This is a genomic window from Bacillus sp. 22190, from assembly GCF_052045575.1.
GTDB lineage: Bacteria > Bacillota > Bacilli > Bacillales > Bacillaceae > Bacillus > Bacillus altitudinis.
Map to the genome: position 1 here is coordinate 41,937 of NZ_JBQEPF010000014.1, position 12,381 is coordinate 54,317.

Consider the following 12,381-nt stretch of genomic DNA (forward strand, 5'->3'; position numbering starts at 1 on the left):
AAACAATTGTTTTTTTGAGGAAAACACCGTTATTATAATATTCAGATATTTAAATTCCTTAAATTTTGTTATTTGCATATAAAAAGTTAGGAACCTTTTATAACTAAACATATTTTTAAAACACGACCTTCTTCTACTAAATAAAGACCGAACAACGATAATCAAAAAGACATAATCAAATGACTATGCCCTTCAATCATATTCTCATAATATTTCTAAAACACCGTACGCTTAATAAAGACTCTACTGCTTTTTATCTTTTTTTTCTCTAGTAAGAATCTTTATTGTAAATAAGGAGACTAAGCCGATTAATATCAACACGACCTCCATCGTACCGGAAATATGACTAAACTTCAAAAAGGCTATAAGTAGAATAACCATTCCAACACCTATATAAAAGATTAAATTATTATTTTTTTTTGATGAATTCGACATATACTAAATCTCCTTTTTTGTATATTTAAATAAATACAGTTAAAGATTTATATATACAAATAACAGCCGCAATCACAATTATTTGTACATTTGGTTTCTTCTCAACATATCTTAACCACAGACTAACAACAACTAAACCTAGATAAAAGAACGGATTGAAGAAGATATTCGTTGAGAAATTTTCTGCTGTCAAATTATTTGCGTTTGATAACACAATAGTGTCTAACACTTGGTTTACATTTAAAATGAGATTAAATAAACTAGCAATGAAAAAGCTTTTCATCATATTTACTCTAATGTTCATCATGACAGAGCTAATATGAATGAGTAAAGAAACAATCACAACATCTATTAATGACGCTAAAATTAATAGTATAATTGTCATTAAAATCACCGTATTTTCCCCTACATTGATAGATGATTTTTTTAATAAGGGGGCAGAAATAGCATCTGTAATGTAAAGCGATACAATGAAATGAATGAATATAATGACGCTCCAAATGAATAGTAAATTAAGCTTTTCTTTTTTTAACATGTCCATCTCCCTATAAACAAAAGAAGTTCACTATAATAAGAATTCAACCACTGCAGCTAATAACAATAAAGCTGTCCCATAAATAAAGTATCGGATGACTGTATAAATATCTCTCCAAAAATCAAATCTGTGATCAAAAACGAAATATTTCAAAAACAAACTGACTGGATAAATACCGATTTTAAAGAAAAAATAAATTGCAGGAAGTTCAATCACTCCATGCAAAATATGATAAAGAACGTATCCTATATCATGCCCTAACAATAGAGCTCCCTTCATTGTCACTCCAAGCAGATATGCATTTGAAGCGATGAGAAAGGTGGTGAGCAGGCCTGCTGTAACGACACCAACGACAAGAACCATACAGTATAAAAAATTGTTAGTAAAATAAAGGAACACACTATCCTCTACATACATGACATCCGAGGGTGCTTTTTTAGTTATTATAAAACCAATAACACCGAATACTACATGAAGGAGTATAAATGATAGAGTAGAGACTGCTGAAAGTCTAACTTTAATTTTATTTATGAACAATTTCTTCATACTGCTCCTCTAAATAAAAAACCTTATCACATATCCCTCTTAATGTTTCAATTTGATGTGTTGAGAATATAATCGAACATTGTTTGCTCGCAAGTTCTTTAAATTTTTCAATGATCACTTTTTGACTTTTCTCATCAATACCTGTAAGTGGTTCATCTAATAATAAATAATGAATATCTTCATTGATGAGTGCGGCACAAAGCGCCAATTTTTGTTTCATTCCGTGAGAATAATGTTTGATCAATTTATCCTTATTCGGATATAGAGTATAGTCCTTTAAAATACTATGAATCTTTGCAACATCTTTTTTCTTAGAAACAGATTGTATAAATACAAGGTATTCATATCCTGTTAAATATTCATATGATCTAGGTACGTCAGGCACAAACACTACATTTTCCTCGGCCTCTTTCACGATATCACCACTATGTAACTCATAAATACCAGCTAAACATTTTAATAATGTCGATTTACCCGAGCCATTAGAACCAACTACAGCAACAATTTCGCCTGGTATTAACTCTAAATTGATCTTTTCAAAGATCAAACTGTTTCCATAACTAAAAGATGCTTTCTTAATTTGCATTTTTCATTACATCCTTCACCTTGGTATTTCTCAAATACAAGATCGCGACGACGAGAATTGAAATTTGGATCACGATTAACGTCACTATGTACTTTCCTAATTGAAATGGCATCTCCAGACTAAAAATTTCCATGATGAATATAAAGGAAAGCAAAATAGAGATTATGTACAAATAAACATTTTCAAATACGACTGCCTTACTTGAGTTTCCTATTTCATAATCACTTTCTGGATTTATTTTCGGAAAGAGTATGGCACCAATCGTAGCAGCTAGCCCCATGTTGATAAATACAAAAACAATTAAAAGAGCAACGCCAGTAATGAATGAATAAGGAATATGTAAGATGACCATAGTTATGACACTAAAGATTACTGGAATTCCAGATAAAATCAAATAGATATATACTTTCTGAACCAAGATTTCATTTAAAGAAATATTCCATGCAGTATTTGGTGGCAATGCAAAAAATTCAATATCAGGGCTAATCACCTTTTTTAAATAATCTGTTATAAAATTTGAGAAAGCCACAGCGATAAATATGATGGATAACAGAATATAGGAATCATTCCCTTTTAATAATAAACTAACCAATACCGGAACTATCGCTAAGGCACATACTTGTAGGACATATAAATATTTCAAAAACCTGAGTTTATTGTAGTAAGTTCTTTTTATAAGTAAGATATCTTTGTTAAAGAATACTCTCTTTTTAAACCCCACCTTATGCTGAACAACAGTTTCCTTTGCATTTAATTCTTCTTTACCAATTTTTCGAAACACCTTATGATGGTGAAACACCATAGACAAAATAAATAGAACTAAACAGGTAATTAATAGTTCAGTCAAGATGTTGAATAGATCAAATTGAAAATGATTATAGACTTGTATAATCTCCGATTTAAAATAATGGAACATGGCTAACAGTACGATATACGCAGTAAAACATACTAAAATGAGCTTGACTAACCGTATATTTTGGCCAATACCTTTTTGAAAGTAGCTTCTATAAAAATGATAAGAAGAAAAGTTCATCACTGTTATAATGATGATTATCACTAATAACACAAAATAAATAATGTTTAATTGATTCTCAACCATAAACATAGGCACAAAAAAAACCAAGGAGAATTTAAAGACAGTTTTACCGAAAAAATAAAAATAAATATGCCGATAAATTTTTCTAAATGATTCTGTACTATCCACAATTACATTTTGATGTAACGTGTAAATCAAATAATTCTTTATAGGGAAATCTCTCGCATCTATAATTGCTAAGATGCAACATAACGTACTTATAAGGGTCATGTCTAATATACGAGCTTTTAAAACAAAAAATAAACCTATGCCTATTGCAGGATAAATGATGAAAAATCTTAAAGATAGAAATAAATATGTAGCATGACCTAACCATTGTGGTAATGATGCTTCATCTATTTTCTTCCTAAGATACATTTTTTCAAATAGTAAAGCTAATCTCATATATATCACCTAATATAGTGTATTGGGGGAGAAGACAAAGCTTAGTAGTTAATAACTGCTTTTCTTCCCTGTGCCTTTGCTATTGCTTTTAAAGCACCGATTGCTCCAGCTAGAGCAAGTCCTACACCTGTGGCTGCGCCAACAATGCCAATAATAGATGCAATTGTTCCGCCTGCCATAATAAGGTCTGCAATTTTTTCAGCTGTACTTAGTTCAATGCCAAGCTTCGCTACTAAAAAGTTCTGATTAATACTCATAAAAGCAACAGAAGTTACAGCGACTGTTGCGATTAATGACATAAAACCTAATCCAAATAATTTTTTACGTGTTGTTAAGCTCATAAGTTTTCCCCTTTTCTTTGATTATTTTATCCCCCTTATTTATATCTTGTCATTTAAATTGTATAATTTCAACATTAAATACAAATTATATTATAATTAGTAAATTAATACTATTATGCTAGATCTATCAATTAAAATGGAAATAAGAATAAAGACCGTTCTTGAAATAGGAGACATTGTAAAAAATAAACCTAAAGACCCCGAAATCATTTCATCAAAAAGATTGTCTACACACTATAATTCTAGTATTTACTACTAGGTCCAGCTCACAGTAGCCTTTTATAATACCTAAAAAAGTTGTAACACGGATTAGTTAATTTCAATCAGTTCCATAAGGTAGATCATATCAAAAAAAACTCGTAGAGAATCTTTGTTTCTCTACGAGCTGAGACCGCTCACACGGTCTCCTCAAGCTCAAAATGCAAATTCATCGGCACATCTGGCAGAGCCGAAGCCTCCACCATATTCGTTGTAGGTGTTTTCTCATCCACTTCCTCAAATCGAAAACCGTCAGCCCAGACTGTTCCATGTCCGCTGAGTAGCACTCCAAAATGAATGGATTCACTGCGCGTAGGAACATCTAATACGATGGCATATTGATTCCATTCCGTAGAATCTGTCACAGGTCGATTCTGCATATTATCAAACTGCACCGTATCACCCTTTCCGTCATCTACCCGCATCCAAATTCCTGCTGAAGATACATTCTCTGTTTTCAAGAAAGCAGAGAGCTTCAACCGCTTGCCTACATACTCTTTTGCTTGAAACCCCTGCATCATTGTCGCAAACTGTCCTTCTTGTACGCCTTCTTTAGATGATAAAACACCTGATTGCTTTCCCGTATGGAACTCTGCTGTATCAACACCCATCTCATACATATGCGGATGTGAACCACTCAAACCCCAGCCAGGTACTGCTTCATGTAATGTCATTGAATCTTCCTCCTTTTTCATTTGCATGTCTCTCATCATCGACCTGTACATTCCGGGAGGTAAGGAATACAGATGCTTAAAAGCACGCGTAAAGGCTTCCTGCGATTGGAATTGTAACGAAAAAGCGATGTCTAAAATCCCCTGATCCGTATACAAAAGAAGCTGTGCAGCCGTAGCTAATCTTCGTTTCCGCACATATTCCCCCATCGACAGCCCGGTTTCTCGTTTAAACACACGCAGCAAATGAAAATGTGAATATCCTACTTTCTCAGGCACCTGTCTCAGCGACAGCTCATCCATCAAATGCGACTCCAAATAAGAAATCACCTCTTGCGTCACCCGACTATACATCATCTCCCTCACCTCTTCTTGATCATAAAACAAATCAGTTCACTCGTTTTGATCAAAATTGCGATGTTTCATCTGTTCAACTCAAACAGAAGCAGAGGGGGAAGAACGCTAACGTGAGCGCTCGTTGTTCGATAGAAACCCCCTCACATCATCTGCGATTTCTTTTGATTTCGTATGATGCAAATAATGGCCGCCTTTGAAAGTAACGACTTTTCCGTGGTCTACATTTTTCAGCAGCTCTTCATGCATTGGTTTCCAGCTTGGTGTTTCTTCCTCCGTTTGATCCGCTAGGTAGAAAACAACAGGGAGACGCTTAGGAAAATGTAAACGCTCTGCAGTTTTAAAGTTATTTGTGAAATTTTCCGCCTCACTCGCTTGGCTTTCATTCAAGAAATTTCGAAAGGTCAGCATTTTGATTTGATCTTTCGTTTGTTGATCCACGTTAGGCATCACCAGTTGATCTGGATTCACTTTCAATAACAATCTGTAAAAGCCAGATTGATTGAGCAGCTGCAAGCTAGAAACCGGCAATTCATCCGTTTCCTGTTTAGGAACACTCGTATCAATGCCGACAAAGGCTTGGACTTCTTTTTCGTATTGATTCACATATTCTAATCCATAAATGCCAGAAATCGAATGACCCATCAGCGTATATTTTTTAATGTTAAGTTTCTGCAAACATTCATGAATCTCATCCACAATGTTTTGACTTGTCCTTACTTTATCTGTGTCGTCACTTAAACCATAACCAAACGGTTCAATCACAACAACTCTATAATATGGCGATAACTCCTTGACTAACGGTTTAAAATCAAGCACGGGTGAAGCAGTTCCATAGCCTGGGAGAAGGACAATCGTTTCTTTCCCATCGCCTTGAATGAGCACATTCATCTGCTTCCCATCCACCAAGACCTTTTGCCCATAAGCTTCTATTTTCCCCTGTTCTCTTTCCTTACTAATTAGATTAACAACATAAACACTTGATACAAATACAACCAAGACAGTCAGAATGGTACATAGAGCAATCAGCATTATTTTCAGTAATTTTTTCAATATTTTTTCTTCCCTTCATGATGAAGTACCCTAGCTTGCATCCGCAGATGAAAGATTAGTATTTTCTTTCACAATAGATAATGCCAATTGTATTTGCGCAAACACTTGATACATACATAAACGTAATCGCTATATAAAACCATTCCGTTGGAGATGATAATTCATGAACAAAAGCTTGAATGACAGCCACCAATATATAGGCTAATGCCACACCTACAATTGAAAAACTTCCAGCTTTCGCTAAAATAAATTGACCCCGTTCATCCTGTTTATATTCACGGCTTTTCTTAAATTGAAAGACCGTACTTAAGATAGAAAGGATAATTAGAGAATAAAGTATGATCGTTGTCATCATCGCTGTTGTTCCTCCTTGTCGACCTCTTGAAAAACGTCATATAAATCAACTTCAAATGTTCTCGCAATTTGAAATGCTAGTTTTAAAGACAAAGAATATTTACCATTTTCAATCGCTGCCACAGTTTGACGAGTCACACCTAACTTCTCTGCCAAATCCTTTTGTGTCCAGTCTCTTTCTGCCCGTAATACTTTCATTCTATTTTTAATTTCCATTTCAGATTCCTTTCTTAAAGGATGTTTTATTTAACATAATGTTAAAAATAATTAACATTATGTTAAATAACAATAACCTGTTTTCTGCAGGATGTCAATTTCACCGGATGCAAAAAAGAATCATCCATTTTGAAAGACCTACCTCAAAATGAATGATTCTCTATAAATGATGTGATCATCTGATTTAAAACACTTTCCTCTGGTAAATCGCAGTAGAAAATCCCCAAGATAGCAAGTAGATGAGCATAATCAGTACAGTTGACCCCGTATATACAATAGGGATCGATAAATTCATGATAAAATCAGTGATCCCACTGAATTGCTCTGCTAAATAGAGAACAACAGGCGGTCCCATAGCAGATAATACGATAAAGCCAATGATCACTGCCGTTGTGATATAACCAGGCTTTAAGATATAAAACAATGGAAACGTACATGCTGCGAACAATAAAAACAACCCACTGCCAATCGCAATATCTGACAGCGAAAACAGCTTCCCAAACACAAATAATGCAGCACTTGTCAGCACGATCGCAATACTCATATAGAAAATGGCGCCAAGATAACGTGATGCGATAATTTCTTTACGTGTATAGGGCAAGGAATTTAATAGAATATTCGTTTCTGCCTTCTCATCATAAGCATATGTGTTAAATGGAATGAAGACACTAGCGACTAGAAACGTTAATACTGGATGGACATCCATGAAAATAAAAAATAAGATAAACGGAATAAAAATAAGTAACTGCTTCTTTTGCAAAATCACATCACGCTTAATTAAATGAAACATGCGCAACCCCGCCTTTCAAATAAAACATGATATCCTCAAGCGACGCCGGTTCAATCACAACAGCATCCCCAAAAATAAGTTTCACCTCATCAATCCGATCTGTTAATGCTTCAAATCCGGCTGCCGTACGCTGAATATGGATAAACGCCTTTTCTGTGTCTCGATCCAGCAAATCCAGGCTCCCCTTCACCAGCGCATAATTCTCCGCCACCTCATGAATCGACTGTTGAAAGACCAATCTTCCATTTTGTATAAACGCAATATAATCCGCGATGCGATCTAAATCAGTCGTCATATGTGTTGAGAAAAAAATCGTTCGATTCCCATCAATCATCAATTCTTGTAACGTACTGAGCAGCTCTCTTCTAAAGACCGGATCTAGCCCAGCAGTTGGTTCATCCATGATAATCAGCTCTGCATGATGCGACAGCGCAATCGCAAGTGACGCCTTCATCTGCATCCCTTTTGAAAATGTTTTAATCGCTTTATGAAGCGGCAAGCCAAACTGTTCAATATATTGATAAAATAGCCTATCATCCCAGCGTTTATAGGCAGGTGCCACAATTCGTTTGATGTCTTTTAAATTCAATCCTGGGAAAAAAACGTTAGCATCGTAAACAAAGCCAATTCGTTCCTTAATCTCTTTTTCATGGGTGCGATAATCTAATCCAAAAATTTTAACCTCACCAGAATCTGGTTTTAACAAATTCATGATCATTTTAATCGTGGTCGACTTACCGGCTCCATTTTCTCCAATAAACCCAGTAACAAAGCCCTTTTTGACCTGTAAATCGAGATTCTGCACAGAAAAGTCTTTGAACCGTTTTGACACGCCTTTGAATTCAATCACATGCTCCACTCATCTCACTCCTCATACAAGAACTTTAATAACTGCTGCAATTCATTAAAAGATAAGCCTAATTCCTTGCCGTTTGTAACAACCGCTCCAAGCTGTTCCTCAATCACCTTCAATTTTTTCTCTCTCATGACCTCTAGGTTTTGCTCGGCAACAAATGATCCCTTACCGACAATCGAATAAATAAATCCTGCCTTCTCTAACTCTTCATATGCACGTTTTGTTGTGATGACGCTGATTTGTAAATCCTTCGCCAGCTTTCGGATAGACGGCAGTCCCGCACCTTCTGCAAGCTCACCCGTTAAGATCAACGATTTGATTTGCGTCGTGATTTGCTCATAGATAGGCTCCTTAGAATGGTTAGAAATCGTAATTTGCATATAAAAAACCTCTTTTTTCTGTACTGGTATTCGCAATGAAATATTGTATATACACTATATATACATTATATACACACTGAAAAAATATTCAACTCCTTTTATTAACTTTTTTGAATGCGATCCAACTAAAAAACCGCACAGCTCTTCAGCCATGCGGTTCCTCAACAAATCAATTTATCTCCAATATACCCATTTTCCCATAAGCCATTCCACAGGCCCTCTTCTCCACTTTTTCAAATAGAGATAGCTGATGAACAGCTGAGCTGTGTAAAGTCCAACAGCAAGTAGCAGCCCAAACATTGAGCCCATTTGTCCGAATAACCCAAGTCCGTAAGAATAGAAAATCGTTGTACAAATAATAGATTGTGCTAAATAGTTTGATAAAGACAATCGGCCCAGTCCTGCAAGCAGACGTTTCAACCCTTGTGCAGCCTTTGAATAGTAAAAGACAATGAAAGCTTGAATATAACCGATCGTCAGGACATAGGCTCCTAACGTCAACACCATTTCACTCCAAGGAGCATCACTGAACGTTGCACATTTTAAAGCGAGCCCGATGATAATCATCCAAACCCAGCCTTTACGATACGCCATCCCTCGATCTTCTTCTGTCAGATGACCTTTTTTCCCGATCGCCATGCCAAGCAGTGCAAACGGACCGATCATGATAGGAGCATAGAGAAGACTTAAAATTGGTGTCAGAGTAAGTGTTACAATTGCCATAATGATGGAGACGATGACCATATCATCTTCAGTTGTAATCCGGCTCAACACAATATCGCCATATGTACCAGTCCCATATACATTTGTTAATAATTCAGAATTTCCGTAAATAAAATTCATTAGAGATGGATAAATCACTAAAGATACGGCACCTAAAATACCCGACCATATAAACACTGTTTTGATCCGGCTGCTCAAAAACATCATCAAGAAAAACGTACATGCTCCATAATATAAGAGAATATCACCATTCCAAATGAATATGTAATGCAGCATCCCAAGCACAATAAGACCAAAACCGCGGCGAACGACGATAGCATTCGTATTCAACCCCTTTGCCTTTGTGGATTCAATCAACTTGATAAAAGAATACCCAAACAAAAAGGAGAAAATCGGATAAAATGACCCCTGGAACAAGATCTCCGTCACATATACCCCAAACTCCTGTCCCCATATGCTCGGATCAAACATCTTCTCAAAATCATAATCATATTGAAAATTAAGCATATTCACAATCAAAATACCTAATAAACTAAAACCACGTAAACTATCAATAAATTCAACCCTAGATCCCTTCAACACGACAGCTCCTTCGGAAAATATAAATACAACCATACAATATAATAACCCATATATGTAAAAAGAGGTTATAAAATCCCCAAAAGTTATAAACTATCTAAAATTGTACTTAACAATAAGACAAGTAAGATTAGTGAAATAATCATACTCTTAAAAATAAAACTTAATTTATACATCATTTAACTAATATAATTATCTTTATATATACTTTATTCGCCCCTCTACAAAACAAAGACTTATTTACTACATGAAAATGAAATCCAATAAAAAACCCGAAAAATATAGTTCATAAGCTTCAATTTAATGTAAAATATGAAAAAATATGAAAAATTGTTTTATTTAGGATTATTTTGATTTGATATTTAATACACAAATTAACAGGGGGTGAAAACAATGGTAGCTTTCTTGAGGCTTGTTGCTCAACTTGGTACTAAAGCAGCTAAATGGGCTTGGGACAACAAATCAACTGTTATCAACTGGATCAAGAACGGTGCAACGTTCCAATGGATCAGTGATAAAATTGACAGCATCATCAATGGCTAATTCTGAGATTATCTTTCAAAGTAGTTTGGTGGAGGTGAAAACAATGGTAGCTTTCTTGAGGCTTGTTGCTCAACTTACAGCTAAACAGGCGATTTGGGCTTGGGCTAACAAAAAAAAGGTACTTGAATGGATAGGACAAGGCTTTTCTTTTAAATGGATTTCAAACCAAATTATCCGAGCTTTAGCAGGCTAAACGAATTCAGGAGGTGAAATAAATAATGGTAGCTTTCTTAAGACTTGTTGCTCAACTTGGTACTAAAGCAGCTAAATGGGCTTGGGCTAACAAATCAACTGTTATCAACTGGATCAAGAACGGTGCAACGTTCCAATGGTTCAGCGATAAAATTGACAGCATCATCAATGGCTAGTTGTTCGTTAGCCCAATAGGGATAGTGTAAACACTCTATCCCTATTATTTTATTATAGCCAAAAATCAAACATTTAAAACCTAAAAATCATAATTTTTGTGATTATTTTTTTATAGTGATGTCTTGTGTTTTCATCTTTTCAATTTCTTTGACTCTTTTTTTGTGGAGCATTCTACGACCGCGGTTCCACTCTTCAATTAAAAGAGCTAATCCAACTAGCGCGATAATAAGAAAACCTATATTATTACTTACTTTATTTTCTAAATAAAACCATGACATTCCAGCGATAAAGACGATCGGGATTAAAGCTCCCCACAAAAGGTTGTTTCTTGTTGAAAGGAAATACTGAACTGCGAAAACGACAACTACTAAAATAAAATACATTAATTCATTCATTTAATCACCATCCCTTTCTGCTTTATATTTTTCAATAATGTTTTTAGCAACTTCTAAACTAATTTTTTCCTCAATCGCGAGTTTCTTTACATATTTAATTAGAGTTTCTTGCTCTAAAGTTTCATTTAATCTAATCAATTGAATGATTCTGTCTAATCGGGTTCTAACTGTTGGATAAGAAACATCATAATCTTTCGCCATTTGTTTTAATGAACCTGAACTAAGTATAAATTTTCTTATAAATTCTCTGTCCTCAGAATCTACAGATAAAATCCATGTTGGAATATCTTTCTCCATATATCAGCCACCCCGCTTTTTTATTATTATAACACATAAATAATAAATGTAATCAAAAAATGAATAAAAAAATGAATAATGTTTATTTTTTTTAAACTTTTTTAAAATTTATGTGGAAAAATCTATCCAAAATATGTTATTGTAAGTTTAGGTTATTTAACCAATAAATTGTATTTTGTGGAGGTTAAGCATGAAACGTACTTTAGAAAAGACTTTTACTATTATAGGTGTTATTTTATTCACAGCCTTACTTATTGGGAGCTTTATGTTTTATGAAGGAACAAAAAATAACAATGATACTAACAAACTAATCCAAGACTTTATTGATGAAGAAAACGTACAAGATATCACACCGGAACAAGTAATTAACATCCTTGCCAATGGTTCTTTATATATGATCGCAATAACGATATTGAGCATACTAGCAGGAATTTTTTCATTAATATTATTAAAAAACAGGTCACGCTCTGCCGGTATTCTATTAATAACTACCTCTATTTTAGGCTCCTTATTAACAATCTTTTTAGGCATACTTGGCGGCATTGCGTATCTAATTGCTGGAATTACTATAATTGTGAAAGATAAAAAAGCAAGAAACGGGACAGATCAGTCATTCTAAA

The 12,381-nt window shown here is 34.6% G+C and carries 19 protein-coding genes; 4 read left to right on the forward strand and 15 right to left on the reverse strand.

Features of this window, described 5'->3' with window-relative positions; genetic code table 11:
- Positions 1-460 precede the first annotated feature (460 nt).
- The 13 genes from ACTJKA_RS16010 to ACTJKA_RS16070 form a co-directional block, all read right to left on the reverse strand.
- The gene (locus ACTJKA_RS16010) at positions 461-970 is read right to left on the reverse strand and encodes a hypothetical protein (RefSeq protein ID WP_017366501.1); all 510 of its coding nucleotides are present in this window, start codon (positions 968-970) and stop codon (positions 461-463) included.
- A gap of 30 nt (positions 971-1,000) precedes the next feature.
- On the reverse strand, positions 1,001-1,516 hold the full coding sequence (locus ACTJKA_RS16015; protein WP_017366500.1) for a stage II sporulation protein M: 516 nt from the start codon (positions 1,514-1,516) through the stop codon (positions 1,001-1,003).
- The gene (locus ACTJKA_RS16020; RefSeq protein WP_051626190.1) at positions 1,494-2,102 is read right to left on the reverse strand and encodes an ATP-binding cassette domain-containing protein; all 609 of its coding nucleotides are present in this window, start codon (positions 2,100-2,102) and stop codon (positions 1,494-1,496) included. The genes ACTJKA_RS16015 and ACTJKA_RS16020 overlap by 23 nt, the downstream gene beginning before the upstream one ends.
- Positions 2,092-3,582: a hypothetical protein gene (locus ACTJKA_RS16025; protein WP_171464911.1), complete on the reverse strand. Its 1,491-nt coding sequence runs from the start codon at positions 3,580-3,582 to the stop codon at positions 2,092-2,094. Before ACTJKA_RS16025 ends, ACTJKA_RS16020 begins: the two co-directional genes overlap by 11 nt.
- 41 nt (positions 3,583-3,623) lie before the next feature.
- Positions 3,624-3,923: a circular bacteriocin, circularin A/uberolysin family gene (locus ACTJKA_RS16030; RefSeq protein ID WP_017366497.1), complete on the reverse strand. Its 300-nt coding sequence runs from the start codon at positions 3,921-3,923 to the stop codon at positions 3,624-3,626.
- Between the two features lie 395 nt (positions 3,924-4,318).
- Positions 4,319-5,209 (reverse strand): helix-turn-helix domain-containing protein, encoded by an 891-nt coding sequence (locus ACTJKA_RS16035; protein ID WP_171464910.1) that lies wholly within the window; start codon positions 5,207-5,209, stop codon positions 4,319-4,321.
- A gap of 105 nt (positions 5,210-5,314) precedes the next feature.
- Positions 5,315-6,259, reverse strand: coding sequence for an alpha/beta fold hydrolase (locus ACTJKA_RS16040; RefSeq protein ID WP_171464909.1), 945 nt, complete (start codon positions 6,257-6,259; stop codon positions 5,315-5,317).
- Between the two features lie 55 nt (positions 6,260-6,314).
- The gene (locus ACTJKA_RS16045) at positions 6,315-6,614 is read right to left on the reverse strand and encodes a hypothetical protein (protein WP_017366494.1); all 300 of its coding nucleotides are present in this window, start codon (positions 6,612-6,614) and stop codon (positions 6,315-6,317) included.
- On the reverse strand, positions 6,611-6,829 hold the full coding sequence (locus ACTJKA_RS16050) for a helix-turn-helix transcriptional regulator (protein ID WP_048001364.1): 219 nt from the start codon (positions 6,827-6,829) through the stop codon (positions 6,611-6,613). Before ACTJKA_RS16050 ends, ACTJKA_RS16045 begins: the two co-directional genes overlap by 4 nt.
- A gap of 184 nt (positions 6,830-7,013) precedes the next feature.
- Positions 7,014-7,619: an ABC-2 transporter permease gene (locus tag ACTJKA_RS16055; RefSeq protein ID WP_035702971.1), complete on the reverse strand. Its 606-nt coding sequence runs from the start codon at positions 7,617-7,619 to the stop codon at positions 7,014-7,016.
- Positions 7,603-8,478 (reverse strand): ABC transporter ATP-binding protein, encoded by an 876-nt coding sequence (locus ACTJKA_RS16060; RefSeq protein ID WP_019744071.1) that lies wholly within the window; start codon positions 8,476-8,478, stop codon positions 7,603-7,605. The genes ACTJKA_RS16055 and ACTJKA_RS16060 overlap by 17 nt, the downstream gene beginning before the upstream one ends.
- 5 nt (positions 8,479-8,483) lie before the next feature.
- On the reverse strand, positions 8,484-8,855 hold the full coding sequence (locus tag ACTJKA_RS16065) for a GntR family transcriptional regulator (protein WP_171464908.1): 372 nt from the start codon (positions 8,853-8,855) through the stop codon (positions 8,484-8,486).
- A gap of 174 nt (positions 8,856-9,029) precedes the next feature.
- Positions 9,030-10,157 (reverse strand): DUF418 domain-containing protein, encoded by a 1,128-nt coding sequence (locus ACTJKA_RS16070; protein ID WP_350386575.1) that lies wholly within the window; start codon positions 10,155-10,157, stop codon positions 9,030-9,032.
- Positions 10,158-10,550: 393 nt separating this feature from the next.
- On the opposite strand from ACTJKA_RS16070, the gene ACTJKA_RS16075 reads away from it, so the two are divergent.
- From ACTJKA_RS16075 to ACTJKA_RS16085, 3 genes are read left to right on the forward strand one after another with little or no spacing between them, the layout of a single operon-like run.
- On the forward strand, positions 10,551-10,700 hold the full coding sequence (locus ACTJKA_RS16075; protein WP_035390638.1) for an aureocin A53 family class IId bacteriocin: 150 nt from the start codon (positions 10,551-10,553) through the stop codon (positions 10,698-10,700).
- 43 nt (positions 10,701-10,743) lie between these two features.
- Complete coding sequence (locus tag ACTJKA_RS16080; RefSeq protein WP_171464965.1) at positions 10,744-10,893, forward strand: aureocin A53 family class IId bacteriocin; 150 nt, start codon at positions 10,744-10,746, stop codon at positions 10,891-10,893.
- A 25-nt stretch (positions 10,894-10,918) separates the two neighbouring features.
- Positions 10,919-11,068, forward strand: a complete 150-nt coding sequence (locus tag ACTJKA_RS16085; RefSeq protein ID WP_171464905.1) for an aureocin A53 family class IId bacteriocin — start codon at positions 10,919-10,921, stop codon at positions 11,066-11,068.
- A gap of 102 nt (positions 11,069-11,170) precedes the next feature.
- Here ACTJKA_RS16085 and ACTJKA_RS16090 read toward each other — a convergent pair whose 3' ends face one another.
- Together ACTJKA_RS16090 and ACTJKA_RS16095 are read right to left on the reverse strand one after the other, a co-directional pair.
- Complete coding sequence (locus ACTJKA_RS16090) at positions 11,171-11,464, reverse strand: hypothetical protein (protein ID WP_100325758.1); 294 nt, start codon at positions 11,462-11,464, stop codon at positions 11,171-11,173.
- On the reverse strand, positions 11,465-11,761 hold the full coding sequence (locus ACTJKA_RS16095) for a DUF2089 family protein (RefSeq protein WP_017358893.1): 297 nt from the start codon (positions 11,759-11,761) through the stop codon (positions 11,465-11,467).
- Positions 11,762-11,951: 190 nt separating this feature from the next.
- Between ACTJKA_RS16095 and ACTJKA_RS16100 the strand changes: the two genes are divergently transcribed.
- A complete protein-coding gene (locus tag ACTJKA_RS16100) occupies positions 11,952-12,380 on the forward strand; it encodes a DUF4064 domain-containing protein (RefSeq protein ID WP_035704358.1) in 429 nt (142 codons plus the stop codon).
- The last annotated feature ends 1 nt before the right edge of the window (position 12,381 follow it).

What these genes read in the sequence shown, in the direction of transcription:
- ACTJKA_RS16010 (WP_017366501.1), bottom strand. Translation starts at nt 970, where the DNA reads ATGTTAAAAAAAGAAAAGCTTAATTTACTATTCATTTGGAGCGTCATT.
- ACTJKA_RS16015 (WP_017366500.1), bottom strand. Translation starts at nt 1,516, where the DNA reads ATGAAGAAATTGTTCATAAATAAAATTAAAGTTAGACTTTCAGCAGTC.
- ACTJKA_RS16020 (WP_051626190.1), bottom strand. Translation starts at nt 2,102, where the DNA reads ATGCAAATTAAGAAAGCATCTTTTAGTTATGGAAACAGTTTGATCTTT.
- ACTJKA_RS16025 (WP_171464911.1), bottom strand. Translation starts at nt 3,582, where the DNA reads ATGAGATTAGCTTTACTATTTGAAAAAATGTATCTTAGGAAGAAAATA.
- ACTJKA_RS16030 (WP_017366497.1), bottom strand. Translation starts at nt 3,923, where the DNA reads ATGAGCTTAACAACACGTAAAAAATTATTTGGATTAGGTTTTATGTCA.
- ACTJKA_RS16035 (WP_171464910.1), bottom strand. Translation starts at nt 5,209, where the DNA reads ATGATGTATAGTCGGGTGACGCAAGAGGTGATTTCTTATTTGGAGTCG.
- ACTJKA_RS16045 (WP_017366494.1), bottom strand. Translation starts at nt 6,614, where the DNA reads ATGATGACAACGATCATACTTTATTCTCTAATTATCCTTTCTATCTTA.
- ACTJKA_RS16050 (WP_048001364.1), bottom strand. Translation starts at nt 6,829, where the DNA reads ATGGAAATTAAAAATAGAATGAAAGTATTACGGGCAGAAAGAGACTGG.
- ACTJKA_RS16055 (WP_035702971.1), bottom strand. Translation starts at nt 7,619, where the DNA reads ATGTTTCATTTAATTAAGCGTGATGTGATTTTGCAAAAGAAGCAGTTA.
- ACTJKA_RS16065 (WP_171464908.1), bottom strand. Translation starts at nt 8,855, where the DNA reads ATGCAAATTACGATTTCTAACCATTCTAAGGAGCCTATCTATGAGCAA.
- ACTJKA_RS16075 (WP_035390638.1), top strand. Translation starts at nt 10,551, where the DNA reads ATGGTAGCTTTCTTGAGGCTTGTTGCTCAACTTGGTACTAAAGCAGCT.
- ACTJKA_RS16080 (WP_171464965.1), top strand. Translation starts at nt 10,744, where the DNA reads ATGGTAGCTTTCTTGAGGCTTGTTGCTCAACTTACAGCTAAACAGGCG.
- ACTJKA_RS16085 (WP_171464905.1), top strand. Translation starts at nt 10,919, where the DNA reads ATGGTAGCTTTCTTAAGACTTGTTGCTCAACTTGGTACTAAAGCAGCT.
- ACTJKA_RS16090 (WP_100325758.1), bottom strand. Translation starts at nt 11,464, where the DNA reads ATGAATGAATTAATGTATTTTATTTTAGTAGTTGTCGTTTTCGCAGTT.
- ACTJKA_RS16095 (WP_017358893.1), bottom strand. Translation starts at nt 11,761, where the DNA reads ATGGAGAAAGATATTCCAACATGGATTTTATCTGTAGATTCTGAGGAC.
- ACTJKA_RS16100 (WP_035704358.1), top strand. Translation starts at nt 11,952, where the DNA reads ATGAAACGTACTTTAGAAAAGACTTTTACTATTATAGGTGTTATTTTA.